The 26,248-nt window shown below is 46.3% G+C and carries 24 protein-coding genes; 7 read left to right on the top strand and 17 right to left on the bottom strand.

Annotated features, from left to right (window positions below; all coding sequences use genetic code 11):
* Positions 1 to 13 precede the first annotated feature (13 nt).
* From IE181_RS11040 to IE181_RS11025, 4 genes are all read right to left on the bottom strand, one after another.
* Positions 14 to 910 (bottom strand): polyprenyl synthetase family protein, encoded by an 897-nt coding sequence (locus IE181_RS11040; protein WP_191252936.1) that lies wholly within the window; start codon positions 908 to 910, stop codon positions 14 to 16.
* 8 nt (positions 911 to 918) lie between these two features.
* A complete protein-coding gene (locus tag IE181_RS11035; RefSeq protein ID WP_191252935.1) occupies positions 919 to 1,167 on the bottom strand; it encodes an exodeoxyribonuclease VII small subunit in 249 nt (82 codons plus the stop codon).
* Positions 1,168 to 1,324: 157 nt separating this feature from the next.
* Positions 1,325 to 2,437: an MBL fold metallo-hydrolase gene (locus tag IE181_RS11030; RefSeq protein ID WP_191252933.1), complete on the bottom strand. Its 1,113-nt coding sequence runs from the start codon at positions 2,435 to 2,437 to the stop codon at positions 1,325 to 1,327.
* A gap of 68 nt (positions 2,438 to 2,505) precedes the next feature.
* On the bottom strand, positions 2,506 to 4,302 hold the full coding sequence (locus IE181_RS11025) for an acyl-CoA dehydrogenase (RefSeq protein WP_191252931.1): 1,797 nt from the start codon (positions 4,300 to 4,302) through the stop codon (positions 2,506 to 2,508).
* Between the two features lie 101 nt (positions 4,303 to 4,403).
* Here IE181_RS11025 and IE181_RS11020 point away from each other — a divergent pair, with 101 nt between their 5' ends.
* Both IE181_RS11020 and IE181_RS11015 read left to right on the top strand, forming a co-directional pair.
* The gene (locus IE181_RS11020; RefSeq protein WP_191252929.1) at positions 4,404 to 5,366 is read left to right on the top strand and encodes an L-threonylcarbamoyladenylate synthase; all 963 of its coding nucleotides are present in this window, start codon (positions 4,404 to 4,406) and stop codon (positions 5,364 to 5,366) included.
* 1 nt (position 5,367) lies between these two features.
* Positions 5,368 to 6,795 carry an FAD-binding oxidoreductase gene (locus IE181_RS11015; RefSeq protein WP_191252927.1) on the top strand — a complete coding sequence of 476 codons (1,428 nt, stop codon included), beginning with the start codon at positions 5,368 to 5,370 and terminating at the stop codon, positions 6,793 to 6,795.
* Here IE181_RS11015 and IE181_RS11010 read toward each other — a convergent pair.
* The 4 genes from IE181_RS11010 to IE181_RS10995 all read right to left on the bottom strand — a co-directional run bounded on the left by IE181_RS11010 (position 6,792) and on the right by IE181_RS10995 (position 10,149).
* On the bottom strand, positions 6,792 to 7,385 hold the full coding sequence (locus IE181_RS11010; protein ID WP_229819360.1) for a lysophospholipid acyltransferase family protein: 594 nt from the start codon (positions 7,383 to 7,385) through the stop codon (positions 6,792 to 6,794). The genes IE181_RS11015 and IE181_RS11010 overlap by 4 nt on opposite strands.
* Positions 7,386 to 7,735: 350 nt before the next feature.
* Positions 7,736 to 8,461: a Crp/Fnr family transcriptional regulator gene (locus IE181_RS11005; RefSeq protein WP_191252925.1), complete on the bottom strand. Its 726-nt coding sequence runs from the start codon at positions 8,459 to 8,461 to the stop codon at positions 7,736 to 7,738.
* A gap of 136 nt (positions 8,462 to 8,597) precedes the next feature.
* A complete protein-coding gene (locus IE181_RS11000; RefSeq protein WP_191252923.1) occupies positions 8,598 to 9,554 on the bottom strand; it encodes a DUF2336 domain-containing protein in 957 nt (318 codons plus the stop codon).
* A gap of 67 nt (positions 9,555 to 9,621) precedes the next feature.
* The gene (locus IE181_RS10995; protein ID WP_191252921.1) at positions 9,622 to 10,149 is read right to left on the bottom strand and encodes a gamma carbonic anhydrase family protein; all 528 of its coding nucleotides are present in this window, start codon (positions 10,147 to 10,149) and stop codon (positions 9,622 to 9,624) included.
* Positions 10,150 to 10,221: 72 nt separating this feature from the next.
* On the opposite strand from IE181_RS10995, the gene mnmC2 reads away from it, so the two are divergent.
* Positions 10,222 to 12,192, top strand: coding sequence for a tRNA (5-methylaminomethyl-2-thiouridine)(34)-methyltransferase MnmC2 (gene mnmC2, locus IE181_RS10990; RefSeq protein ID WP_191252919.1), 1,971 nt, complete (start codon positions 10,222 to 10,224; stop codon positions 12,190 to 12,192).
* A gap of 70 nt (positions 12,193 to 12,262) precedes the next feature.
* On the opposite strand, the gene IE181_RS10985 is transcribed toward mnmC2, so the two are convergent.
* On the bottom strand, positions 12,263 to 12,769 hold the full coding sequence (locus IE181_RS10985; RefSeq protein WP_191252917.1) for a tetratricopeptide repeat protein: 507 nt from the start codon (positions 12,767 to 12,769) through the stop codon (positions 12,263 to 12,265).
* A gap of 145 nt (positions 12,770 to 12,914) precedes the next feature.
* On the opposite strand from IE181_RS10985, the gene IE181_RS10980 reads away from it, so the two are divergent.
* Together IE181_RS10980 and IE181_RS10975 are read left to right on the top strand one after the other, a co-directional pair.
* Positions 12,915 to 13,808, top strand: coding sequence for a LysR family transcriptional regulator (locus tag IE181_RS10980; protein WP_191252915.1), 894 nt, complete (start codon positions 12,915 to 12,917; stop codon positions 13,806 to 13,808).
* Positions 13,809 to 13,907: 99 nt separating this feature from the next.
* The gene (locus IE181_RS10975; protein ID WP_229819358.1) at positions 13,908 to 14,645 is read left to right on the top strand and encodes a hypothetical protein; all 738 of its coding nucleotides are present in this window, start codon (positions 13,908 to 13,910) and stop codon (positions 14,643 to 14,645) included.
* Positions 14,646 to 14,663: 18 nt separating this feature from the next.
* On the opposite strand, the gene IE181_RS10970 is transcribed toward IE181_RS10975, so the two are convergent.
* Genes IE181_RS10970 through IE181_RS10945 form a run of 6 tightly spaced genes read right to left on the bottom strand, consistent with a single transcriptional unit; the run spans position 14,664 to position 21,629 of the window.
* Positions 14,664 to 15,611 carry an ATP-binding protein gene (locus tag IE181_RS10970; RefSeq protein WP_191252911.1) on the bottom strand — a complete coding sequence of 316 codons (948 nt, stop codon included), beginning with the start codon at positions 15,609 to 15,611 and terminating at the stop codon, positions 14,664 to 14,666.
* Positions 15,608 to 16,819: a PP2C family protein-serine/threonine phosphatase gene (locus tag IE181_RS10965; protein WP_191252909.1), complete on the bottom strand. Its 1,212-nt coding sequence runs from the start codon at positions 16,817 to 16,819 to the stop codon at positions 15,608 to 15,610. The genes IE181_RS10970 and IE181_RS10965 overlap by 4 nt, the downstream gene beginning before the upstream one ends.
* Before the next feature lie 22 nt (positions 16,820 to 16,841).
* Positions 16,842 to 17,204, bottom strand: a complete 363-nt coding sequence (locus tag IE181_RS10960) for an STAS domain-containing protein (protein WP_191252907.1) — start codon at positions 17,202 to 17,204, stop codon at positions 16,842 to 16,844.
* Between the two features lie 51 nt (positions 17,205 to 17,255).
* Positions 17,256 to 18,464, bottom strand: a complete 1,209-nt coding sequence (locus IE181_RS10955; protein ID WP_191252905.1) for an aminomethyl transferase family protein — start codon at positions 18,462 to 18,464, stop codon at positions 17,256 to 17,258.
* Positions 18,461 to 20,020 (bottom strand): phytoene desaturase family protein, encoded by a 1,560-nt coding sequence (locus IE181_RS10950; RefSeq protein WP_191252904.1) that lies wholly within the window; start codon positions 20,018 to 20,020, stop codon positions 18,461 to 18,463. The genes IE181_RS10955 and IE181_RS10950 overlap by 4 nt, the downstream gene beginning before the upstream one ends.
* On the bottom strand, positions 20,013 to 21,629 hold the full coding sequence (locus tag IE181_RS10945) for a phytoene desaturase family protein (protein ID WP_191252903.1): 1,617 nt from the start codon (positions 21,627 to 21,629) through the stop codon (positions 20,013 to 20,015). Before IE181_RS10945 ends, IE181_RS10950 begins: the two co-directional genes overlap by 8 nt.
* A 181-nt stretch (positions 21,630 to 21,810) precedes the next feature.
* On the opposite strand from IE181_RS10945, the gene IE181_RS10940 reads away from it, so the two are divergent.
* Positions 21,811 to 22,458 carry a TetR family transcriptional regulator C-terminal domain-containing protein gene (locus IE181_RS10940; protein WP_191252902.1) on the top strand — a complete coding sequence of 216 codons (648 nt, stop codon included), beginning with the start codon at positions 21,811 to 21,813 and terminating at the stop codon, positions 22,456 to 22,458.
* A gap of 135 nt (positions 22,459 to 22,593) precedes the next feature.
* On the top strand, positions 22,594 to 22,869 hold the full coding sequence (locus IE181_RS10935; protein ID WP_191252901.1) for an Lrp/AsnC ligand binding domain-containing protein: 276 nt from the start codon (positions 22,594 to 22,596) through the stop codon (positions 22,867 to 22,869).
* A 94-nt stretch (positions 22,870 to 22,963) separates the two neighbouring features.
* Here the strand turns inward: IE181_RS10935 and IE181_RS10930 are convergent, their stop codons facing one another.
* Together IE181_RS10930 and hemN are read right to left on the bottom strand one after the other, a co-directional pair.
* On the bottom strand, positions 22,964 to 24,709 hold the full coding sequence (locus tag IE181_RS10930) for an amidohydrolase (protein WP_191252900.1): 1,746 nt from the start codon (positions 24,707 to 24,709) through the stop codon (positions 22,964 to 22,966).
* A gap of 85 nt (positions 24,710 to 24,794) precedes the next feature.
* Positions 24,795 to 26,147 carry an oxygen-independent coproporphyrinogen III oxidase gene (gene hemN / locus IE181_RS10925; RefSeq protein WP_191252899.1) on the bottom strand — a complete coding sequence of 451 codons (1,353 nt, stop codon included), beginning with the start codon at positions 26,145 to 26,147 and terminating at the stop codon, positions 24,795 to 24,797.
* Between the last annotated feature and the right edge of the window lie 101 nt (positions 26,148 to 26,248).

Genomic DNA, 26,248 nt, shown 5'->3' with positions numbered 1-26,248 from the left:
AATATCGACACCATTATGACGACCTATGAACCGCAAAATGTGCAACAGCACGCAATAATGATGCTTTATTATCAAATCCGGATAAATGCTCAATTGCCTGATCAGACAGCATTTCAGCTTGTTGGCGTGCTCTTTCTACACCCATTAGGCTAACCAAGGTTGCCTTACCGCTATCTGCATCTTTACCCACAGCTTTACCAACGGCTTCTTCGCTGCCTTCAACATCCAGAAGATCATCTGCGATTTGGAAGGCGAGTCCGAGACCGCGCGCATACGCCTGCAAGGAGTGTCGTGCCTTTTCAGTGGCATGCCCCATGATTGCACCCGCTTCAGCTGCAAAACTAATAAGGGCCCCTGTCTTCATTTGCTGAAGACGACAAACGGAACGTTCATCCCAGTCACTTGTATTTTCAGCGTAAATATCCAGCATTTGACCCCCAACCATTCCCTGATGACCAGAGGCTTTTGCGAGCGCAGAAATAAGTTCAACACGGACCTTTGGGTCACTATGTGTTTCCGGATCAGCCAGTATCTCAAAAGCAAGAGTTAACAAGGCATCCCCTGCAAGGATTGCGGTTGCTTCATCAAACTGTTTATGAACGGTCGGTTTGCCACGGCGCAAATCGTCATCATCCATGGCTGGTAAGTCATCATGAATAAGGCTGTAGCAGTGCACACATTCTATTGCAGCTGCAACACGTAATGCACGGGGTCTGGCGACATCAAAAAGTTCCGCACTGGAAAGAACAAGAAACGGGCGTAAGCGCTTCCCTCCGGAAAAGACGGAATACCGCATCGCTTCAACCACACGTTTTTCATTGCCCTCGGGCACAGCTAACAAAGGGTCTAAAACCCTTTCAACGGCTTTTGAAGTAGCTTGCAGCGCCTCTAGGAGTGGATCATGCCCCATAGTAAACCCTATTCAACATCAAGCGGGGTAGCCCCCGAAGCCTGCCCATCAGCACCTACAGTAATTTTCTCAATCTTTGCCTGTGCATCCCGCAGCTTAGTTTCACAGTATGCTTTCAGTTCAGTTCCATATGTATATAAGTCTATGGAATCCTCAAGTGCAGCATTGCCGGATTCCAGTCGAGACACAACCTGTTCCAAAGCTGCCATGGCTTCTTCAAAACTCATCTCAGAAATAGGTTTAGACTTGTCGTTCATATTGTCCCCTGTCGGTCGAAACTGCTCCTAAATTTCCTTTTGCTTATAGGACGGGATTACAGCAACAGTAAAGCCATTCCGGCTAATTCCGGCAATCTAACCCGTTTAACAGTAGTAGAGACAACTATTGCCAGCTTCAAAAGCGGTTTATAAGTAGCTAGAAAGAAAGCTCTACTAATTTCTCTTCGGGCAAATTCTCAATGGCTTTTCTTGCTGAAGGCTCATCATACGAGCCAATTGACCTGTAGTACTCTACACCCTCAACGATGTTTTTCTCTACCAGGTCCAAACTAAGCAACAAGCTTAAATGTGCACGGGCTTCACCAAGTGCCAGAAAAAAATCTACTCCCGTAATTTTTCTGCGGAACAAATATTTAAAAGTTTCAATCGGCGTATGCCATTCCTCTTTCAGGCTATTATGCAATTTATCAAGTCTTTCGAAGTGACCTTCAATTACGGCAGACACCCTGCTCTGCAACCCTTTAAAAACCGGACCATGTGCTGGCAGCACCAAAGGGTCACCAGGAATTTGAAGCAACCTGTTTTTAGTATTAATCCACTGTGCGAGCGGATTGGCATGGGGGTCACGTGCGTGAACGGACACATTCGATGTAATCTCAGGCAGCACCTGGTCCCCTGAAATGAAGATTGGCTCATCCAGACAGTACAAACATGCATGTTCAGGCGAATGACCGCTCCCAATAATGACCTGCCAACTGCGACCGCCCATCGAAAGGATAGCACCCTCTCTCAGACGGGTATAAACTGGTGGCAATCGGTGAACACCGCGTTTGAAATGACCAGTACCATGTGACCGGATCATAGCCTCTACCTGTCGGTCCACCCCACCAGAAAAGAAAAAGTCCAACTCGTGCTGGGGAAACTCACCATCACTTTCGAGCCAAAGCACCTGTGCGAGCAGATATTCTGCTTGTGTCATGCAAAACTCTGCACCGTATTTGTCAACCAACCAGCCAGCAAGGCCAAGATGGTCTGGATGCATGTGTGTCGCGATAACTCTGGTTATTGGACGGCCTTTCAGGACATTTTCTTCAAGTAACTCCCAAGCCTCACATCCCCGTTTTCCCTGTGAACCTGTATCAATAACTGTCCAGCCGTTTTCTTCCTCGATCAAATACACATTTATATGATCCAGCGACCAAGGCAGCGGAATTCGCGCCCAAAAGATTCCCTTTGCGACTTTGATAACAGCACCAGTCTCTGGAACATCACCAAACGGTATTTCGCGAACACCTGTTTTTCTGATCACCGGTTTTCCTGACCGGTGATCAGTAACGGATGGCAATTCAGAATTCTTACCTGGGGCTGGACTACCCATTATCTGTTCTCGCAGAAATCAATGTCATCGATTTCCATCAGGCTTGCACTGCCTGCTTTGATTGGTCCAAGTAGCGCAGTTGCTGTTGGAAGAATTTGTTCCACATAAAATCTGGCAGTTGTAATTTTTGCACGCAGGAAAGCAGGATTGCCATCATGTGCTGCAAGGCGTCTTTCTGCTTCCGTTGCCTGCTTACAAAGCAAATAGGCACCAACAACGGTTGAGAATAAACGCAAATACGGTGTTGCCGCCGCGGCGGTATCAACAATATTCTCGAAACCATTCGCAAACAGTGTTGTAGCCGCGTCTTCAAGCGCCGTTACTGCATCTACTAAAGTATCCTTATATTCTTTCATGCCGCGGTCCATGCCCTCAGCAAATTCCTTCATTTCTTCGATTAAGGATTTCCAGTGCTCTCCGCCTGCATCGTTTAGCTTACGACCTGCTAAATCAAGGGCCTGAATACCATTTGTTCCCTCGTAAATAGGCGCAATACGACTGTCGCGGTAGAACTGGGCGGCACCTGTCTCCTCAATGAAGCCCATCCCGCCAAACACCTGAAGTGCCAAAGATGCACCTTCAACGCCGATATCTGTCGCATATGCTTTGGATAGTGGTGTCAATAAATCTGCCTCGCCCTGTGCTTTGCGGCGCACTTCTGGGTCACTGGCATGGTGTGCTCGGTCGAATGCCCAAACATTCCGGTAAATGATGGCACGTGCAGCTTCAACAGTTGCACGGGTTGTCATCAATAGACGCCGCACATCTGGATGGCGGATAATAGCAACGGCATCGCGGGTCTTGGCACCGATTTCTGCAGATTGAATGCGTTCCTGAGCAAAAGCTGCAGCATGTTGATATGCACGTTCAGCCACTGACACACCTTGCAAGCCAACACCTACGCGGGCATGGTTCATCATGGTGAACATATTCCGCATACCCTTGTTTTCTTCACCGACGATATAGCCGATACAATTATCGTTTTCGCCGAATGCCATGACACATGTGGGACTACCATGAATACCCAACTTGTGTTCTAGGGAGACAACACGAACATCGTTGCGGTCACCAAGACTACCGTCATCATTCACATGAAACTTCGGCACCAGGAACATTGAGATACCGCGTGTGCCTTCTGGGGCACCGGGAAGACGCGCCAGAACCAGATGAATGATATTTTCAGCCAGATCATGATCGCCCCACGTAATAAAGATTTTCTGCCCCGAAATCTTATAGCTTCCGTCTGGCTGTTTCTCTGCTTTTGCCTTCAGGGCACCTACATCAGACCCTGCCCCCGGTTCGGTCAAATTCATGGCACCAGTCCATTTGGCAGAAACCATGTTCGGCACATATTTAGCGATCTGTTCTTTGGAACCGTGTGCAATTATTGCCTCGATAGCACCTGAGGTAAGCAGCGGCTGCAGACTAAAAGCCATATTGGCAGACGTAACCATTTCCGTAATTGCAAACGCCAAAGTACCAGGCAGCCCTTGCCCGCCCAGGCTCTCTGGATATGCCAGCGTTGACCAACCTCCTTCAACAAAAGCTTCCTGAACCTTCTTAAATTCATCTGGGGTAACAACTGTATCGCCTTCGATATGAGCGCCTTTAAGGTCACCAATAACATTGGTTGGGGCAATTATTTCATTGGCAAGTTTGGCAGCTTCATCAAGAACCGCAGCAACCAGATCTTCACCTGCTTCTTCAAAACCCGGTGTATTGACCCATTCATTCAATCCGCCACAGGTTTCCAGTGCGAATTGAATTTCTTCGAGAGGCGCGCGATAATCAGACATGGCGTTGCTCCTAAACATACCTAAATGATTGAATTACAGATGACAAAGAGCTACCAATTGGGAACCTTCGTCATATTTCTCAGGCAAGATAGAATTTGTGCATGGCAAAAACAACAAAATATCTGGAAAATTCGGATAATCTATCACTCATCAAAAATGCAACTGACATTCTTGACGGTGGTCAACTCGTTGTTATTCCAACTGAAACTGTTTATGGACTTGCTGCTGACGCCACAAATTCAGAGGCCGTAAAATTAATCTATTCCGTTAAAGGACGCCCGTCACATAACCCGCTAATCTGTCATGTGTGCAGCGCAGCAATGGCATCAAGGTATGTGGAGACGCCACCAGCCGCACTCAAATTGATGGATAGATTCTGGCCAGGCCCTTTAACGATTGTTCTCCCTCTTAGGCAGAATACAGGCATATCGTCCATGGTTACAGCTGGCCTGACCACTCTTGCTGTCCGTTCACCTGATAACACAATCACACAAGACATCATTGCAGCACTGGATAAACCTATTGCGGCACCCAGTGCTAACCCATCCGGAAAATTGTCACCCGTGACAGCCCAAGACGTTGAGGAGACACTTGGAGACAAAATCCCTTTGATTATCGACGGAGGGCAAACCCGGGTCGGCATTGAATCTACCATTGTTGCCGTTGAAGACGACCACATCACTCTTCTTCGTCCAGGCACTATTACCGCTGATGAAATTGCAGAGGCGACCACGCTAGCCGTTCATGACCGTCAGGACACGAAAATCTCGGCCCCGGGTCAATTAGAAAGCCACTATGCACCAAACGCTGCGGTTCAAATCAATGTTAAGTCACCAACCGGCAATAGTGTTCATATTGGTTTCGGAGAGTGCGCAGATGCTGTTCTGAACCTAAGTGAAACTGCAGACCTCGCAGAAGCAGCTCATAATCTGTTTTCCACGCTTAAAACAGCAGACCAGTTGGCCGGACATAAAACGATCACGGTTGCCCCTATCCCAAACGAAGGTATTGGAATAGCCCTTAACGACAGGCTAAGGCGCGCAGCGGCGCCCCGGGATGCATAATATGATTGAGAAATCTCACATTGATCATCTTGTCAGCCTTCTTGGTCCCGAATGTGCGACCACGGATCAGGACAGGATTGCACCCCTGTTGCGTGAATGGCGGGATAAATATTTTGGTCACACACAACTACTTTTAACGCCAAATAGTGCTGAACAACTTTCAGATGCCCTTCGTTACTGTAATGCGCATGGCGTAGCCGTTGTTCCACAAGGTGGAAATACAGGCCTGGTTGGTGCCGGACTACCCGGCCTTGCCAATCGGGATGAAGTCCTTATATCCACGCAGAGAATGAATAAAGTTCTGGATGTATGCCCTAATGATTACTCCATTACCGTAGAGGCAGGGGTCACAATCAAAGAAATTCAACAATCAGCAGAAACCGCCGACAGATTGTTTCCTCTTTCCCTAGCTTCAGAAGGATCCTGTACGGCAGGCGGGACAATCGCAACAAACGCCGGTGGTGTGCATGTTATTCGATACGGCAGCATGCAAGCCCTGACAATGGGCGTAGAAGCTGTTCTGGCGGACGGAACAATCTATTCAGACCTGTCTCCGCTGCGCAAAGACAATACTGGCTATAAGCTGTCTTCTTTGTTCGCAGGATCCGAAGGCACATTAGGGATCATCACCAAAGCAACGTTGAAACTATATCCACCGGAACGCCACCGGATAACCACATGGATTGCCATCGACGATATTAACAGTGCACTGAATATACTGGAAAAGTTAAGGGACGTGACTGCTGACCGGGTATCTGTTTTCGAAATTATGCCCCATTCGGGACTGGAATTGGTTCTAAGGCACATACCTTCCACACTCCCTCCTTTTCCGGGCAAGGAATTTCCCTGGTACATATTGGCTGAGATCGGTTCAAGCATACATGATCCAGTACTGGAAGAGACGGTCGAAGACTGCCTGTCCAATATGATAAGTAACAACCAAATTGCTGATGGCATTATCGCACAGTCGGAACAGCAACGTCTGGAATTATGGAAATTACGGGAAAGCCTGAGCGAAGCGCAAAAACATGAAGGTGGCAGTATAAAACATGATATTTCCGTGCCCGTAAGCCAAGTTCCTGAGTTTGTTAAAACTGTAGCACCGGAAATAGAACAAAGATGGACAGGTAGTCGTGTGATACCTTTTGGTCACTTAGGAGACGGGAACCTTCATTTTAATGTCATGCAGCCATCAACCATGGATAAACAAGCTTTTTTGGCAAACTGGGAGGAAATGAACCGTTTCGTCCATGACAGAGTTACAGACTTTTCCGGGTCGATATCTGCAGAACACGGCATCGGTTCCATGAAGGCACAGGAATTGAAACGATTGAAACCTGCATCATCCCTGCATGCCATGCAGATGATTAAGAAGGCACTGGACCCGAATAATATTTTGAATCCAGGTGCACTTTTTACACGCGATTAGATGTCTTCCTGATTTCTGGGTTGAATACCTCGTTTGCCAGCATAAAACGCCTGAATCTCTGCCATATCTGCCTCCATATCTCCGGTAGGATAAAATAGATGCGACAGCCCGATTTCACGGGTGGAAGAATCCAGATATGCTAACAATATTGGCACATCTGCGGCGACCGCGATCCGGTAAAAACCAGTTTTCCATTTTGTAACGGACGAGCGTGTCCCCTCTGGCGCAATGGCAAGTATCATTTCATCAGCATCAGCGAAAGACGCCACAGCAGTCGTCACCAAATCTGATGCAGAGCGTGAGCCTCGCATGACTGGAATACCGCCTAACCACGGAAACAACCATCCACCAGCCCCTTTAAATAAAGTATCTTTTGCTAAAAACCTGACCGACAAACGGAAATGACCAACAATGGAAAAAAATGCCGGAAAATCCCAGTTGCTGGTATGGGGTGCCGCTATTGCAACAAACTTCTTGGCACTAGGTACTTCGCCAACAACTTTCCAACCAGCAAGTTTCAGATAGAGACGTGCTGTATAATGCAGAAACGTCACCCAGAATGGACTATTATAGATCAATGATTTGGACACCCAACTAAACCCTTAACATCCCCCGTCTCGAGCATAATCATTATTTTCAGATTTAAGTCAAACATCCACAAAAAGAAAAGGCGGCCAGTAGGCACTGACCGCCAAGTGTAGGGACGAGACTTATCAGGCAAACAGCCCCGCCCCATACTCGAAACATAGACGCCTCTTAGATCTCAGGCACAAATCGTAAAAGGCACTCTCATATTTGCAGAGGCCGTGCCAAGTTATTTTACCTATATAATTCAGCGGCTTAAAAATTATGCCATTCTGAACGTATCAGAATGGCACATGATTACTATGAATTGATTGTCTCATAATGAGACATGTATCATTTTGGCACACCTGGCAAATTAGCCATTACCTTCGGATAAGTCTATTAGCCTACCGCGGTCTAAAATATTGATTGTGTGAGCATGATCAATCGAAATGACACCATTTTTTTTCATGCGTGAAAAGGCGCGACTTACAGTTTCCAGTGTAAGCCCCAAAAAGTCAGCAATGTCTGCGCGCGTCATTGGCAGCCATATAGACCCCGGCATGGTGTCTGACACCGACTTTCTGTCCATTTGATACACAAGAAATGACGCAACACGTTCCAGAGCATTTTTCCGGCCTATCGTAAACACCAGATCAAGCATGTCATCAAGCAGGCCGGCCGTCATGTGATGAAACTGCCTTTCAAAGCGTGGATATGTTGACAAGAGACCCTGAAGATCCTCGCGTCTAAATCGGCATACCTTCAAATCAGATAAAGCCTCTGCAGACAGAGTATATTCTGATCGACTGGTATGCCCCAAATAATCCCCAGTTGTCAGAAAGCCCAGCACTTGCCGGCGCCCATCCTGGCCCAGACGGGATAAGCGCAGAAACCCTTCGATCACATTATATACGTATGTTGATCTATCCCCTTCGATAAAGAGGTTTTCCCCTTTCTCGAGTGTGACTTTAGATGAAATTGCGTTCAGTGCCGGCAGAAACTCATCATCCAGACCAGCACACAGCATTCGCGGTCTTGCCGGGCATGACAGACATGTTGCTTGCGAGTAGCCCCCGCCTCTTACACCAATTGATACCATAATGTTTATCCCTATTCGTCACATAGCATAACGTAGATTACATTTGTTAACTAGATGATTTTTAAGATTTATTTGTGATATCAGCCCGCGAACACTGCAACCCATAATAGATCACAGCCATAAGGTATGCCCGGTATTATCGGAACATACGCTCATATGCGATCATCAAGACACCAGACACTGATTGAGAATATCCACATTGGCGCAACAGTTTGGATAATACCTGCTTATCGCCTTTACCCAACACACCTTCCAGTTTGTCTGCAGGTAAATCAAGAACGACTGCAAGAGAATAAATGAATAAACGCATGTGGTTATTCTGCAGGTAAGTCAGCATAACGTTGGGGGTAAGTTCTTTAATTTTATGTAACCCACCCAAATAATTCATTACTTCGTGCTGAGGGGAAACCTCTAAAGCCTGCGCGAATACTTCTCGTTCAGTCAGAGACACAAGATATGATGCATAGTCAGGCGCCAGATTAAACCGCTGCATCAGATACTGACCATACTGCTCAGACACTTTGAAGATGATTTTTTCCACCATATTCAGTGGTAAATCAGACCGTTTGGCAAGACATTCCAGAATAGAGGCATTCGTTCCGAAACGTTTGACAACGCGGTCACAGGACCGCTCTGAAACATCTGCGCTCTCATTCTCCATAAGAGCCTCAACTGCCTCTTCCGTGCCTTCATCACAAAGAGCAAAGCAAACGATTTCTGATATACCTTTTCGCTGAGCTATAGCTTCCTGCACTTCAACATTTTCGTGAGACCGAATGATGCTCTCCAGCAGCGCATCATCAACAGCTTTTGACGCCATCAAAAATGGCATCGATACCTGAGAAATGTCTTCTGCAATCGTTTTCACCACTTCTTTAGGCAAAAACAAACAGTCTACAACCGCTTTTGACATTGCTTCGCGCACGGACACAGAAACATCCTGAACCAGTAAATTAGCCAGTTCGAGGGCTGCGTCCATATCCTCTGCTGACGGCTTTCTGGATAGTATGCGTCCTACCTTGCGAGCAATCTCAACACGTGCGACTAAGCTTACATGCTTTAACTCGTCAGCATTTATCAGTTTCGAGGGCATAGTGATCCTTATCGGAGCTTGTTACGCTGTTAAGTATTGCACGTAACGTCATAAAGTAAAGTACAGCTCAATAGTTAACTTTTTCAAGTCCAGAGGTGAATCTTTCTGAATTTTTTTCGTAAATCTCTGCGCTTTCTTCAATCATAGATATCTGTTCTTGCGAAAGTTCTCGCACAACGCGAGCTGGGGACCCAACTATCAGCACGCCATCCGGGAATTCTTTGCCTTCAGTAACTAGACTATTCGCACCAACTATCGAGTTTTTACCGATCTTGGCACCATTAAGGATAGTCGCCCCCATACCGATCAATGAGTTATCACCAATGGTACACCCGTGCAGCATTACCTTGTGACCAACAGTTACTCCGTCACCAATATTTAAAGGATAGCCGACATCGGAATGGAGCACTGAACCGTCCTGTATGTTGGTTCTTTCACCAATTACCATTGGATCATTGTCACCGCGAATCGTCACACCGAACCATACGCTGGATTTCTTTTTCAGACGGACATTTCCAACAACCGCCGCATTATCAGCGATCCAAACACTGTCATCATCAATTGTTGGGCTGATACCGTCTATTCTATATATCATAGTCAAAATCCTGTTACCGTGCTTTCTGAAACTACTATACTTATAACAGGCATATATGTATGTGAAAGCCTTATGACGAAATCTTCAAAATTTATGGTTCAGGAAGTGGGAGTTTCCGACTTGACCAGACGCGGAAACGCGCCTGTTTCTCCTGTCTTTGATGATGTTTATTATTCAGCTGATGATGGGATTGCGGAATCAAAATTTGTTTTTCTGGACGGTATCAACTTTCCCGCTTGCACCTACGGCACACATTCATTCACTATTGGCGAGACTGGTTTCGGCACAGGTCTTAATTTTCTACTTACTTGGAAAGCCTTCTTAGAGGCCCCAGATAACCGTCTTGGTACCAATCATTTGACCTTCATTTCAATTGAAGGATACCCCTTATCCCTCGAAGCCCTACAGGAAGCACATAAAGACTTCCCAGAACTTGCTGAATATGCAGAGGAACTACAAAAAGCATGGCCCCCAGCAGCAGAAGGGTACCATCTTCGTCAGTTCAGTGGCGGGCGCGTTAAACTACTATTACTGTTTGGAGATGCCGCAAAGACACTAAAGACTTTAGAGGCAAATATTGATGCATGGTTTCTGGACGGGTTTGCACCATCAAAGAATAAGGCCATGTGGTCAGAAGACGTCTTGTTTCATATTGGCCGGACATCAAACACTGGTGCTAAACTCGCTACCTTTACCGCAGCTGGATTTGTCAGGCGCGGTTTAGAGGCCAACGGATTTGAAATGCAAAAAGCACCAGGCTTTGGCCGCAAAAGAGAGCGGCTCCTGGGAGTGAAACGCTTAAACGAAGATCAATCTAACACTCGCAAAAAGGAATGGGCACTCCTCCCAAAGGCCACAAACGGCATCATCACTGTCATTGGCGGAGGGATAGCCGGAGCATGGATTGCCTACACACTGCAGTCGAAAGGGAAATCGGTTCAGATCGTTGACGAACCACATGATCATAGCGCACGCCATTTACCGGCGGCCCTGATTGCGCCTGCATTTTATTTAGAGGATAGTCCTCGTGCTACGCTCCTTGAGATGATGTATTTATACACCTGCCAGCATCCCCTTATTAAGAAGCACACAACCATGACCGGTGTGGAAATTCTGGCAAACACCATTGGAAAAGCTGAGAAATTCAGAAAACTCGTCGAGAAACTCAAATGGGGGAATGCCTTTATATCAAGTAATGAACAAGGTGACCTTTCCCTGCCTATCAGTCCGGTGGTTGATGCAGAGGGGCTAATCGCTGGACTGAAAACCGATATTCACACTATTCGGGCAACTGTTGACCAACTTGAGCGACATGATGCCACTTGGCAGTTATACGATAAAGACGGAAAGCACATTACATCAAGTGACACAGTAATCATCGCAGCCGGGGCAGCAAGCGAACGACTTCTGGGTAATAACTGCCCAGAAATGCGACTGCGCGCGGGTCAGGTAGAAGTTTTACAGCGTGGTACGGCTGCCGGGACATCAAACATATTGCCCGAAAAGAGCCTTTCCTACGGTGGGTATTTAACGGTATCCGCTGACGGCCACCCTACCGCAGGGTCGACTTTCGAAAAACTGGAAGACCTTAGAGATTTCGATCGTCAACCGAACGAGAAATCGAGACGAACAATACTCAGGGACTTGGTGTCTGCTTTAACCTATCTTGGCAGGCTAGAGGAAGATCACCAGTCTGACTGGTCAGACATTCTAAGGACTGATCATAGCTGGCGCGGTGTAAGGGCAACAACGCCTGACCATCTTCCTTATGTTGGTCCTGTTCTTAATCAGTCTGCCACAACAGACAAATATCAAAAATTGAAACAAGACGCAAAAGCGACTGGTCTTGGCGCCCCCTGTCTGCAAGAAAATCTTTATGTATTTAGTGGCTTTGGATCAAAAGGGTTTCAGTATGCGCCCTTGCTAGCAGAATATTTAGCAGCCAGCTTGGACGGCACCCCCTCTCCCCTACGGACCGATCAAATGCACCTTCTTCACCCAGGCAGGGATTTGATCCGTAAACTGTCCAAAGGGTACCATTAAAGCTTACAAAAAGACGATGAGCAGAGACTATGCCCATCGTCAGGTTTGGGAAGTTTTGGGAGTTTTATTTTTATTGGTTTGCCGCAAGTGTGCGGAGGTGCTTGTCACCTTCTTGCATTGCAGTGAATTGTGTAATAGCCGCATTTACAATTACATTATCGGGCTTAAGGCTATAGGCTTTATCATAATCCAGCTTTGCAAGGTCATAGTCACCCTGTGCCGCGTGAACATTGCCGCGGTTTACATACCCCCGCCAGTTGATGCGGTCCTTGGCTAGCAGGTCGTCACAGGCTTTTTTCGCCGTATCAAGTGACCCAATGGCATAATCAACCGCACAAACGTTATTTAATGTTGCTATTAAATGATCGTCTGACAAATTGCCATCCAGTGCACGATGAAAATACAGGGAAGCACGATTAAGATCTTTGGCATTCAAGGCCTGAACCGCCTTTTTGATGTTGCTGTCAAAGTTTATGTGGATTACCTGCGCTTTTGCAGTGGTTGATATTAACATCAATCCAAAAGCAGCCAAGGTAGCCACAAACGTTTTTCGTGGGAGAGACATTTTATAAAACATTTTTCTATCCTCGTTTGATGATGTCGCTACTCATTTACAAAAAACACTGTATTCAATTCAATTTTGTTTGTTAATACGCTTTTATTTGATATTAACTATACACAAATGAATTAGCTAACAAAGCAACAACAGCAGGGGTACGCGCATGCTTAACTGGAATGATTTGAAATATTTTCTGGCTATGGCTGAATCAGGAAGCTTGTCGGGAGCCGCGAAAAAATTAAGAGTTAGTCAACCAACACTATCCAGAAGATTGACAACATTAGAGGAAAGTATTGGAAAAGACCTGTTCGCACGGACCCGCAATGGTCTGGAACTTACGGCCATAGGTGAACAGCTTATTCACCACGCGCAACATATGAAAGATGATGTGCATGCCATCGAACGTCTGGTAACGGGTGAAGATCAGGCCCTGAAAGGCAGTGTATCCATTTCTGCCATTGAGATGATTGGAGCCGGTTGGTTAGTAGAGCAGATGAAGCCCTTTCACGATCAGTTTTCCAACATCACAGTTGAGATCAATGTGGAAAATAACACAGTCGATCTATTAAGGCGCGAAGCAGATATTGCCCTTCGTATGTTTCGTCCTAACCAGAGCGACTTGATAGCGCGCAAAACAGTCACTATTCATTACAGCTATTATGCCAGCAAAGACTATATCGAGAAACACGGCATGCCTACATACGACAATCTAAAAGATCACAATGCCATTATCCCCGGCGATGAAATGATGGCACGGGTTAAAGCCGGCCCCATCAAAAGTAAACTATTTGAAATGAAACCGGTTTTTAGATCAAACAGCCTGATGTCTTTATATTCGGCGGTTAAAGCTGGGTACGGTGTCGGAGCCTGCATCTGTATCTTTGGTGATAATGATCCTGACCTAGTGCGTCTATTTGACAACCATATTGTCGTATCTACGGACCTGTGGCTTGTAAGCCATGCTGAATTGAAACGCAGCGCCAGAATACGAGCCGTATATGATTATTTAGGTGACATGCTGCTTTCCAATAAAGCCGCGTTTGCAGGACTAGCTTGAAAATTTTAATCAGATGTCTAATGCTGATACGTATAAAACAATTACTAGGATCAGATCATGCTGACCAAGCTCTATTCACGCAGAGAAAAAGTAAAAAAAATGAAGAGGACGATAGATGTTGGATGGGTGATTAAAACCCAGAAAACAGATATCATGTGGTATGAACCTGAACCCTTCCGTCAAAATGTACCAGTAAACCCAAACGCAAAATCCGTGCAAAAGTGTCCTAGCGCGATCGACTTTGATAATCGTCATTTTGTTGTTAAATGTCCGTATGATCTGCATCTGCGTATAGGCAAAACAGCCGACGGTAAGCCACAGCTCTTAAATGTTCAGGGAAATAATTCTGCTGTACGTCCCAGTGTGATGAATCAAATTATGATGCTGCACCCGCAAGAAGAATGGCGTCATCCCGAACGGCCATTACTGCAGTTTGTAACACCTTATATTCTGGTCGCTGATGACCCCGTATGGGTTAACCAACTGCCACCTTATCTGGACTTTCTGAAAACTCACCGCCCCGGTGTAATGGTGTCGGGCCGTTTTCCAGCACATTTATGGCCAAGACCATTCATGTGGGCGTTCGAATGGCATGACATTAACAGCGACCTGATACTTCGACGCGGGGAGCCCTGGTTTTATCTGCGTTTCGAAACGGAAGATCCAACCATGAATATCCGTATGGTCGAAGCCGAGTGGACCGAAGAAGTAGCTGCGTTTGCACAGTCAATTCTTGATGTTTCAAACTTTACCAACAGAACATATAGCCTGTTCAGAGCAGCGGAGTCCAAACGCCCGATCAATTTGCTGAAACCAAAGGCATCATCAAAAACCTAAAGGAAAAGACAAGGCCTGTTATGTCAGGTCGTACCGGGCTTTGACGCGATTTCCCGGCGTGATATAGCGTAAATCAGCAAAGCAGCCCTGGGCGATTACTATCCCCCGGCCATGCTTGCTCTTGTTATCTACTTTACCAGTCGAAAGCACTGCAGCGCTATCAAAGCCTTTGCCCTGATCAAGGATTTCAAAGAACAAACTGTGTTCCATTTGCCAAATTTTCAATTCTACGAATTTGTCAGCATATTCTGGATGCATACGACGTTTGTGGATTTCCTCAACAAACGCGCCCTCCTCTATTAGCCTACCTTTTGTTGCTCCATCAATGCCAAGGCAACCATGCTCGATCCCGTTTACAAGTAGCTCTGTCAAGCCAGCTGCAAGCTTTGACGAGCCACCAGCCAGTGTGCGGGCAACCGCATAAGACAAATCACGGGCATGATGTCTTGTTTGTACGCGAAATACACTTTCATGAACGATCTTAGTAGGATAAAACAATACATCCGAACGTTTAGCGTCCTGACTTTCCCTGATCAGGCCTGATGTTACTGTTGCGATATAGCTCCGTATTTCGGGAATGCTAAGTGTATTCGCAACGACGCCCTTTACACCCAACCAAGTGAGTTCGCTTTCAGGGTCTATGGCCGGTATATCTGTACAAACTAAAATGACAGGCACTGACCCCAGCATGTCACTAGATTGGACTTCTTGAATAATCTGCTGCGCTATGTGACCATCAGACCCGCCATCCAAAATCAAACAGACAGGAAAGTTAGTATTATTTGATATACTTTCATACCAATCTTTACGTGTCTCAGCTGCTTGCGTAAACTTCCTTACAGAAACTGAATAATCCGGGCAAGATAAGCTTTGATAGAAACGCTGCCGTTCTTCAGTGTTGGCATCACCGTAGGTAAATACAACAACATTTGGACGTTGCCCAATTATGTGCAGTTGCCCCGTCACCTTTGTATCCTGTGAAGTGCAATTGCTGTCATATCATCTGGATGACTGGGTCCAAACCGCTCATTAAAGGCAGACACAAGCGTGTGCACCAAGCCTTGACTGCAGCTGGCTTCTTTGGCCGCTGTTACCATGGATAGAAATCCCGCTTCCCCTAGCAGCGTTTCATCATCACATTTGGCTTCAATAAAGACATCTGAATAACACAGAATACATTCACCCGGATTAATCTGCTCCGACTTTGTTTCATATTTTGAATCTATTGAAATACCCAGTGGCACCCCTTCAGTATGAAGCAGTGACAAACCCCCGCCTTCTTTCATAATAACGGGTCGTGGTGCCCCTGCACCTGCATAGGATAATTGCCCTGTATCGACGTCAAGTACCAGACAAACCATGGTGGCAAATTGTCCTGTTGGCAAAGCATCACACAGAACAGCATTCAGGCTTTCCATAAATTTTCCGGGGTCAGCTTTTTCGTCACGAAACCTGTCCATAATAGCATGGAGTCTGAATGTATTCAGCGCAGCGCTAACACCGTGCCCAGAGACATCAAGTAAATACATCCCTAAAGATGACGGTGATTGCTGCCATATACCCCACAGATCGCCGGCAAGTGCCGCAGTTCCTTCATATTCAGTTTCGATTTTAACATCGAATATTTCCTCGAAGCTGGCAATTGCCTTCCGCTGAGGCAAAATAAGGCGCTGCATATCCTGCGCTAGCATCAACTCCTGTTCCATATTTTGCTGATATTGGGTCAGGCTTTCTATTAGAAAGCTCTTCTCTAAATGCAATCGAACACGGGCCAGCAACTCTGGCTGATTAATGGGCTTAGAGACGAAGTCGGTTGCGCCAGACCTGAAAACTTTCGCACGTTGTTCAGGTTTTTCGTCAGCAGACTGCACCAAAATAGGAAGTGACTTCAGAAGTGGATTTTTCCGAAGGCGTTCACACACTTCAAACCCATCAAGCCCCGGCATTTTAATATCCAAGATCACCAGATCTATGGGCTCTTGCTCTGCAATCTTGATTGCTTCTTCACCGCTACTTGCAAACAAAACAGTGCGGTACCCTGCTCCGGTCAGACAATCCCCGATCAAGTCACGCATCAGGGATATATCATCAACGACTAAAATCTTAGCAGAGTAAACGTCACACTCGATTGACTGCGATGCCGTATGAGGTAACGATTTGGACGATGTTGCCACTGTGTTACCCCTTTCCCTGAAGTTATGCTTGATTCAGGATTTTTGACAGCTGTGTTAAATTAAGCATGTCAGCAACATGGCCCGTGGCACCCGTCACCTGCAGTGCCCAACCTTCATTATCTGCGTTTTCTTTTGCAATTAAAAACATACCAAGACCTGCGCTATCAATCATAGAAACGCCTGACAAATCAAAAGTGCACGCACTGTATTTACCAGCAGAAACATCCGAAAGCATACGCCTAAATGTATAATTTTCTGAGAAAGTTATATCACCCTGGAACCTGATTGTTGCCTGTGCTCCGTGGTGATCAATTTTATATTCCATATGAATCCAGCCTGATGTTACGTTAGAACAGTGGCCAGATATCAGCTCCCCACTGCTCATATGCCTTCATATAATAAAATTGAATGCTGCAATGCAATAGCTAGATCAGAATTAAACGGCTTCAGGCGGTGTCAGTGTTTTACGTTCAGGGTTATAAAAGGGGCCATCCATCACAACCGCTTTTGCCCAGCGGCGGTTCCAGCGCAGCTCCTTTTGGTAATATATTTCCACCCATACCGTACTGCCCACTTCTCCATACGGCATATCAACAAAACCCAGAGCAACATTCTTTTTAGCTGTCGGCGCCCATGCTGCGCTAGAGACGTGTCCAATGGTCTTACCCCCCTGCCTGTCAAAGATATATGCACTGCAAGCGGTTTTATTCCCCTCAACATCCAGTCGAACGAACCTGTATCGTGGCCCCTTATTCCGTTCCTGTATAAGTGCACGCCTACCGTTAAAGACAACGCCTTTATCCAATTTTACAAGCCAGTCCAAACCTAGTTCATAGGGTGATTTAGCATGCCCGGGGCGTACAGTACTGGTCGCTGGAGAGAAATCTTTACCTGCCATCAACAAGCCGGCTTCAATTCTGGCGATTTCCAGTGCGTCACCACCAATGGCTTTGACATTGTAATTCTTACCTGCCTCAAACAGAGCATCCCATAAGTCGCCAGCATTTTCAGGGTTAATCCACAATTCATACCCTAAGTCACCCGTATAACCCGTGCGAGAAATCATTACTGTAGTTCCAGCAAAGGCAAATTCTTTAAGGTCGAACATTTTAAGCTGATCTATACCTTCAAAACCCACTTTTTTCAGAATCGTGCATGTCAGCGGCCCCTGAAAAGAAAGAGCCGCAATATCATCTGAGACATCATCAAAGGAGATATCAAATCCAAGAGCATTTCGCTTAAGCGTTTCCAGCTGACGTTCCTGCGCACACAATAAATATTCATTTTCCGAAGTTCTGAAAACTGTACCGTCGTCAATGACCATACCTTCATCATCACACCACACGGAATAGCCAACTCTGCCAACCCGTAACTTGGTCATATCCCTTGTCAAAAGACGGTTCATAAAATCAAGCGCGTCTGGCCCCTTAATCCGGTATTTCGCCATAGGGGTAATATCAAAAACACTGGCTGAGTTCCGAATAGCAAAATATTCAAAGGTGACATCATTTAACACATTAGGGACAGTATAGCCGCTCCATCTGTGCCACTCATTCATGATATCAAGTTCTTTTTGCCTGCTGTAAAAAGGGGTCTTTTTCAAACCCATTTCATAATGCTCTTTGGCTAAACCTTGACTGCTCATGACTTATCCCCTCTCAGAATAGCATTGGCCGCATTTCTGCCTGCTGACCCCATGACACCACCACCAGGGTGAGCACCAGCACCACATAAAAACAACCCATCAAGCGGCAAGGCGTACCGAGAGGCCAAAGGCACTGGGCGCATCATTAACATCTGATCAAGGGTAAACTCCCCGTGATGCCAATTACCTCCCTGCATGCCGATTTCATTTTCCAAATCTACTGGTGTCAGAAGAAGCGATTGTTCAATGCTGTCTTTCAGGCTCGGTGCAAATCGTGAAAGTGTGTCAATGCAGATATTTTTAAAAGCTTCTTTGGCTTCATCAGTCCAGCCACCCTTCAGTGAATATGGGGCATACTGTATTGTGGCACTTAGAACATGACCATTTTCTGCTAGGTGCGGATCGTTCAGTGTTGGAATGGAAAACTCTATCACGGGGGATGATGACCATTCATTGTATTTTGCCGGATTGAATGAATTTTCAACATAATCAGCACTGTCCGCAATGACCACACGACCAGCCAATGCCTCTGATCCTAGTCCAGAAAATTCAGGGATACTGTTTAAGGAAAGGTGTAGCTTACACGAATTACCGCGCATTCTGATAGTATTTATGCGGTGCACGAAGTCAGCTTCGAAATGACGACTGCCCACCATATCAAACACAGTTGTTTTAGGGTCCGCATTAGATACGACGATAGGAGCATTATACACGGTACCACAACTAGTCCTCAACCCCACAACCCGGCAGTTGTCAATCAAGACTTCACGCACATGCATACCTGTTAGAATATCCGCACCCTTTGCCTGTGCAGATGCCGCTATAGCTTTTGATACTGCCCCCATGCCACCTTTAGGCACCAGGGTACGCCCTTTTCCCCCACCGATCTGGCGGTACAGATAGGTCAGGATTGTTCCCGGTGATCGTGGACCGGCATGCGTGCCCAGCACAGAATCAACAGAGAGAAGTGCTTTTAGCCTGTCATCTTCCAACTCTTCATTGATCAGGTCATATATATTCATTCCCACGATCCGAAGGAAGTCGGACATTTTTTCTGCCCCCAAACCAAACCGCAATTTCCAACCCAGTTTCAGGGCGGACAATTTATCCTGCATATCAGGATCAAAAATATCGATGGGCGGTATATCAGCAAGAAACCCTAGAGTTTCAGAGAACTCCTGCAGCCTTGTGATAAGTATCTGGAAAGCCTTTACTTCATCTTCTGCAACGTCCCCTTCGACTTGCCCGTCAAAACTAACTGTCAGGTGACGCCCATCGTTAGAAAGCAAACTGGTTCTACAGTCAGTATCAATAAACTCCAGTCCGAATTCTGATAATTTCAGATCGTCCGCAATGCGCGTATTAAACTGATGTAAAAACTGAGCACACAAAGAAACGGACTTACCGGGGAAAACTTCTTTGGTGATAGCTGCCCCACCGACTATGTCATTTTTTTCAAGTACCAGCACCTTTTTGCCCGCTTTGGCGAGATAGGCAGCACAAACCAATCCATTATGGCCACCCCCGGCGATAATAATATCATATGCCTTAGTCATCGCCTTCATCCTCCGGAACCGTATTACCCAACTTTAAATCCATCAGTATTTCTCTGGCAGCATTTGCACCAGGGGCCGCCATCACACCGCCACCAGGATGCGTGGCTGATCCGCACATATACATTCCCTGCACAGGACCACGATACTGTGCGTAGCCCGGGAATGGACGGTTAAACAAAAGCTGATCCAGAGTTAATTCTCCCTGGAATATATTACCCTCAGTCAGCCCAACCTCAGATTCAATCTCACGCGGGGTACGAATTTCCACATGCTCAATCAAATCTTTCAGATTGGGGCTATATTTTGCCAATTGATTGATGACCGTATCGCCAAAAGCCTGCACCTGATCATCCGTCCAGTCCTTGCCTTCTACTTTTGGCGGACAATATTGCACAAAAACAGACAGAAAATGTTTGCCCTCGGGCGCCATCGTGGGATCTGTCAGTGACGGCATCAATGCATCCACATACGGGTCTTTGGACCATCTGCCTGCCTTCCAGTCATCATAGGCACGCTCCATCCTCTCCAGACTATCAATAATATGAAAGTCACCTTGTATGAGGTCACTGCCCTTGGGAAGGGCAGGAAATTCAGGAATCCCGTTCAAGGCAATATTCAATTTACCTGACGACCCTCGTATTTTGAAGTTTTTAGCAGCCTTAACGACTTTTTCGCCCGCGTCTTTAGGATCCATCAATCCAAGGAATGTGCGTTTTGCATCCAGATTAGACACAACCCGCTTGGCAGATATTTCTTCCCCGCTATCAAGAACCACACCGGTAACAGTTCCATTTTTGACTGTAATCTGTTCTACACCTGCATTGGTACGGATTTCACCGCCGTGTTCCTGCAGTGCACCAGCAAGCGCATTTGAAACAGCCCCCATTCCACCGCGGGCAAAGCCCCACGCACCGACACTGCCATCAACATCCCCCATATAATGATGCAGCATGACATAGGCGGACCCTGGTGACATAGGGCCAAGGCCTGTGCCAATAATACCTGACCCGGCTTTATGCGCTTTAATCAAATCTGATGTAAAATACTGATCCAGATAATCAGCGACGCTGATGGTAAAAAACTTCATAAAATCATGAAGATCACGGGGGCCTAAATCAAGAAACTTTCTCGCTAAGAACCTAAGCTCATCAAGATCACGGAATTTGAAACTGGTTGGATCAGGTGGTGTTCTAAGTAACATTGGTCGAATGAAACGACACCATTTGGATATGTCTGTCTTGAAACGGTCGTATGCATCCACATCTACCGGACTGTGCCTATAAATCTCCCGCCGCATAATCTCGGGATCATTATAGCTGCCGATATAATCACCGTCCTGTGTTAAGGTAAAACCACCATTGTATGTAATTACCTGCAAACCATGCTTTGCCAGATTAAGCTGCCTGTAGATTTCCGGCCTAAATAAACTGCAAACATAGGAACAGTTGGAATACATCCAGTCTTTATGAAGATTGCGACTAACAGCGGCACCGCCGATGTGCGGATTTTTTTCAACTACCAGCACATCAAGTCCAGCCTTGGCCAGGAAAGCAGCATTTGTAAGCCCGTTATGACCGGCTCCAATTACGATTACATCATACGACTTCATCTTCGCCCCCCGAGGCATGACTAATTTTCCATATCTTTACCGAACACTGCGGACCGTAAAGAATCACACAAAAACCATGGCAGCATCTAAAGACATTGTCCAGTTTTTGAATGAATGAATATTCATTAAATAGTGCTATTTTATTGTTTTTATGTGTTATTTTGTATGTTATTATTCAACGATGATCAATGCAACACATCAAAATAATGGACAAAGGCGCGCCTCCAAAGGCTATCGCAAGCGCCAACTGATAGAGGCCACGATCCATGAGATTGCACGGTGCGGCCTCAGTGATCTGACACTCTCTGGTGTCGCCTCCTCTGCTGGATTAAGCCAAGGCATCATAAATCTGCATTTTTCCTCTAAGGAAAACCTACTGACAGAAACCCTTTCCTATCTGCGTGATGATTACACAACATCCTGGCAGGACGCACTTAGCAAAGCCCCCGACACCGCGGAAGGCAAGCTTGCCGCGCTTGTCAAATCTGATTATTCAAGCAATACGGCCGACCCCAAAAAGTTAGCTGTATGGTTTGCCTTCTGGGGGGAGGCAAAAGCACGCCCAACCTACAAGAAGATTTGCGTTGAACGAATGAAAGACTTTGAAACCACTCTGAAAACACTTCTTCACGAAATATCAGAACCCTCTGGTGCGCAGGTTGGTGAAATAGACGAAATAGCAGACGGCATCATGGCTATGGCAGACGGGTTATGGTTGAATATATTACTGCATGGGCGTTCATTCCCGCGTCAGAGAGCTACGAAAATCATGATGCAGCATCTTGCCAGAACTTTCCCTGTACACAGAGACACCTTCCTCAAACAGTAACGGCCCGTACCGTCAAAATTCAGACCCTAACAAGGCCATGTTTAGCTGGCTTTTCCAGTACAGCAGTATTATCTATTACAAAAATACATCAACCAACCGCATATTGTAGCGTCTGTCTGGCCAGGAAAATTACTGATGAAAACCGTTTTTGTAATGATCAAATGTGAACTTGGAAAAACTTACGATGTCGCAGCAACGCTTGCTGACGAAATTGCAGAAGTGCGCAGTGTTCACTCAACTTCTGGAAAATACGATCTGTTAGCGCAGTTTGCGCTTGATACAGAACAGGAAATCGGACGGTTTATTGCCAACAAGGTACAAACCGTATCTGGCGTTAAGGACACCTACACCATCATTGGTCTGAATGCCTTTACAGAAGATGGCCCGCGCGGTGGCCCTGATAAAATCTAAAGCAGTTGCCACTTGCTATCTGCAACGCAGGACTGGAATAAAAGGAAAAAAGGCGCAGAATTCTGCGCCTTTCTTGTGTGTTAAGCTGATATTCTTAGTTTGAATATACTTGCTCACCTTCCAGATAGGTTGCCTTGACAGTTATTTCACTGATGTCATAGGGCTTTACCTTATAAGGATCAGCAGACAGGATGATGAAATCCGCTAGTTTTCCTGCTTCCAGAGTACCTCGGATGTCATCTTGCCCCATAATCCATGCACCGTTTCTGGTAAGCGCGACCATCATGTCATCAACCGTTAGCTTTTCTTCCGGAATCCACGGAGTGTCCTCTGCGTTGTTTGGATCCTGTCTAAGGACAGCCACTTCGATCGACATAAACGGGTTACTTGTTGATACTGGCCAGTCACTACCCCAGACAAGCTTGGCTCCGGCGTCTTTGAAGCTCTTGGCCGGGTATATCCAGCGATGAATCTCTGGCTTCACGAATGGTTCTGTAAGCTCAGAGATATATGGATCATTAAAGTGCCACAGACTTTGAATGTTAGCGGCCATGCCGGGTACATCAAAACGCTTGAAAGACGTTGGCGTCAAAAACTCTAAGTGCGAGATATGGTTGCGCCTGTCCCGTGCAGGGTTTGCTTCCATCATCTGCTCAAACGCTGTTAAAGTTGCATCAATTGCACGGTCTCCCATCGAATGGGTCAATATATTAAAACCCTTATTATCCAGCGCAGTAACATATTTTATTAACGCATTTTCAGTTAGATTCATCACCCCGCGATGATCTGGGCCTTGCGGTACACCAACATATGGGTCATGCATTGCAGCCGTGAAATTCTCAGGAACACCATCCACAAAGATCTTGACAGACTCCGCATCTACCCTGCCTTTGTTCGCTTCACGGAATTTTTGTCGACGTTCACTTAGTGTCTCGACCACTGCATCTACGTTTTCTTCAGTTACGATTGAAGAAACTGAATGATCAGACGCCAGCAAAGAAACTCTGAAACGCTGTGGATATTTTGGATCGGTCGCAGCATCCAGATATGCCTGCTCTTCCATATTTGCGCTGATCGCCGCGTCGATAGAACCCACAATACCGTTACTTAGCTGAAATTCCGCACCAGCACGCAAGTTTGCCACCATATCTGCTTTCGTAACTTCAGGCAGGATACCAGCCATCAGTTTCATAGCTGATTCACGTAGCGTACCCGATGGTTGGCCGTCTGCATCTTTTTCGATATGCCCCGCAACCGGATCAGGAGTGTCAGCAGTAACACCAGCCATTTCAAATGCTTTGCTATTTACCCAGGAATTGTGACCATCAGCAGCAGTAAGAATGACGGGCCTGTCTGGAATAATTTCATCCAGCAAGGATTTATGAGGGTTTCCTGCCTCAAAGACATTCAATTCCCACCCAAATCCTGTGATCACAGGCATGTCAGGGTGTGCATCAGCATAGGCCTTGATCTTCGCCAACATCACGTCAGGGGTTTGTGCATCATGCAGGGTTAAACCGCGCAACCCTTCACCGCCACCGGCCACATGGACATGCGCATCGGTAAACCCTGGAAATACAGTCGCTCCATTAAGGTCAATTGTTTGGGTGGCGTCACCACTATACGCTTGCATTTCATCAACGGTACCCAAGGCTACGATCTTGCCGTCTTTTACTGCCATCGCAGACGCAACTGTCTGTGACGTATCCATTGTATAAATGGTACCGCCGGTCAAAATAGTATCGGCAAATGACTTATCTGTATTTGTTTCAGTGTTTTGTGCGCTACAAGCCCCCAGTGCCAACAACATTGCACCGGAAATAATATAAATATTCCGCATTATTTGCTCCCTCAAAAAATGTGATCACATTATTGAAGGAGCAAGTCGGTGTTAGAGTCAAGCCTCTAATCATAATTAGGAAATATCAGACAGCCTTACTGTGCCGAACCTGTGCATTATCCAGATAGCCATCAAAAGCAGATGCAACAACGCGCACTAATGATCTGGCCGCTGGCATTACAGTGACATTGTAGCCTTTTACCCGGCAAAGACCGTCACGCACCAATGGAACCAGTTTTGCCAGATCTTCTTCGAAGTCTGTTGCCCAAACCCCATATTTTTCGCAGATACGGGTGATATTAACATGGTAATTACACATCAAAGTCATGATAATTTCAGACCGTATCATATCATCCTGTGTGATCGGCACTCCTTTTGATGCCCCACTACCACCGTTTTTAGCGACCAGTTCGCGATACTTCCCAGTGTGAGGATCATTTTGCACAAACCCGCCTGGCAATTTACTGATGGCCGAGGCACCAAATGCCAGCAAATAGTCTGCAGGATCATCCGTGTACCCCTGAAAATTGCGTCGCAGGCTCCCTACTCTGGCAGCCAATGCAATTGAATCTTCTGGTTTGGCGAAATGATCAAATCCAATCGCTTCATACCCTGCAGCAATCAAAGCATCACCAATGATTTTTTCCTGTTTGGCCCGTGCATCCAAATCTGGCAGTTCCTCTTCATTCAATAATTGCTGATGCTTTTTGAACCAGGGAACATGTGCATAACCAAAAACCGAAATACGGTCTGGTGACATTGCAACCGCCTTGGAGACAGTTTCAACAAGTGTTTCTTCTGTCTGGCCAGGCAGGCCATACATCAAATCAAAGCTGATATTGTCAATACCCCGATCACGAAGCCATTCAACGCTATCTCTTACCAAGTCCTCTGTTTGAACTCGGTTGATTTTGGTCTGAACTGCCAGATTGAAATCCTGAACACCAATTGACACACGGTTCACACCTGCAAGCACCATCGCATCCACTTTATCTTTGGACAGTGTACGTGGGTCAACTTCGACGGCCACTTCTGCATCATCTGCAAAGGTGAACGTCTCCCGCGCCAGCATCATGACATTCATGAAATCATCCCCTGACAGGAATGTCGGTGTACCGCCACCAAAATGCACATGTTGCACTTTGGCGCCTTTTGCTACCTGTGAACCTACGGCTTTTATTTCTGCTACAAGGCTATCCAGATATTCGCCCACTCGGTCGTACCCATTCGGAACACTGGTGTTGCACCCGCAATACCAACACAGTGACTGACAGAAGGGAATATGGAAATACAACGACAGGCTATCTGTGTCACTAATCATAGACAGCCAGTTTTGTTGCTGTTCAACACCCACTGACTCGCTAAACTGCAAGGCAGTTGGATAACTGGTATACCTTGGCACCCGGGCATTGGCATATGTATCAAAGTTTTTAATCATGTGTACTTTATGCCGGTTGAGAAGAAAGCAAAACATGACCTAAATCAAATTTGATACACTGCGACACCTTGCCACGGTAATTCCCGATATAGCAGAAACCG

The sequence above is a fragment of the Kordiimonas sediminis genome, assembly GCF_014656395.1.
Classification (GTDB): domain Bacteria; phylum Pseudomonadota; class Alphaproteobacteria; order Sphingomonadales; family Kordiimonadaceae; genus Kordiimonas_A; species Kordiimonas_A sediminis.
Note: the sequence above shows the minus strand (reverse complement) of the source record. Positions and strands in the feature narration are given on the sequence as shown.

Coding starts and splice junctions, on each gene's coding strand:
- IE181_RS11040 (WP_191252936.1), bottom strand. CDS start 910: ATGGGGCATGATCCACTCCTAGAGGCGCTGCAAGCTACTTCAAAAGCC.
- IE181_RS11035 (WP_191252935.1), bottom strand. CDS start 1,167: ATGAACGACAAGTCTAAACCTATTTCTGAGATGAGTTTTGAAGAAGCC.
- IE181_RS11025 (WP_191252931.1), bottom strand. CDS start 4,302: ATGTCTGATTATCGCGCGCCTCTCGAAGAAATTCAATTCGCACTGGAA.
- IE181_RS11020 (WP_191252929.1), top strand. CDS start 4,404: ATGGCAAAAACAACAAAATATCTGGAAAATTCGGATAATCTATCACTC.
- IE181_RS11015 (WP_191252927.1), top strand. CDS start 5,368: ATGATTGAGAAATCTCACATTGATCATCTTGTCAGCCTTCTTGGTCCC.
- IE181_RS11005 (WP_191252925.1), bottom strand. CDS start 8,461: ATGGTATCAATTGGTGTAAGAGGCGGGGGCTACTCGCAAGCAACATGT.
- IE181_RS11000 (WP_191252923.1), bottom strand. CDS start 9,554: ATGCCCTCGAAACTGATAAATGCTGACGAGTTAAAGCATGTAAGCTTA.
- IE181_RS10995 (WP_191252921.1), bottom strand. CDS start 10,149: ATGATATATAGAATAGACGGTATCAGCCCAACAATTGATGATGACAGT.
- mnmC2 (WP_191252919.1), top strand. CDS start 10,222: ATGACGAAATCTTCAAAATTTATGGTTCAGGAAGTGGGAGTTTCCGAC.
- IE181_RS10985 (WP_191252917.1), bottom strand. CDS start 12,769: ATGTTTTATAAAATGTCTCTCCCACGAAAAACGTTTGTGGCTACCTTG.
- IE181_RS10980 (WP_191252915.1), top strand. CDS start 12,915: ATGCTTAACTGGAATGATTTGAAATATTTTCTGGCTATGGCTGAATCA.
- IE181_RS10975 (WP_229819358.1), top strand. CDS start 13,908: ATGAAGAGGACGATAGATGTTGGATGGGTGATTAAAACCCAGAAAACA.
- IE181_RS10960 (WP_191252907.1), bottom strand. CDS start 17,204: ATGAGCAGTGGGGAGCTGATATCTGGCCACTGTTCTAACGTAACATCA.
- IE181_RS10955 (WP_191252905.1), bottom strand. CDS start 18,464: ATGAGCAGTCAAGGTTTAGCCAAAGAGCATTATGAAATGGGTTTGAAA.
- IE181_RS10950 (WP_191252904.1), bottom strand. CDS start 20,020: ATGACTAAGGCATATGATATTATTATCGCCGGGGGTGGCCATAATGGA.
- IE181_RS10945 (WP_191252903.1), bottom strand. CDS start 21,629: ATGAAGTCGTATGATGTAATCGTAATTGGAGCCGGTCATAACGGGCTT.
- IE181_RS10940 (WP_191252902.1), top strand. CDS start 21,811: ATGATCAATGCAACACATCAAAATAATGGACAAAGGCGCGCCTCCAAA.
- IE181_RS10935 (WP_191252901.1), top strand. CDS start 22,594: ATGAAAACCGTTTTTGTAATGATCAAATGTGAACTTGGAAAAACTTAC.
- IE181_RS10930 (WP_191252900.1), bottom strand. CDS start 24,709: ATGCGGAATATTTATATTATTTCCGGTGCAATGTTGTTGGCACTGGGG.
- hemN (WP_191252899.1), bottom strand. CDS start 26,147: ATGATTAAAAACTTTGATACATATGCCAATGCCCGGGTGCCAAGGTAT.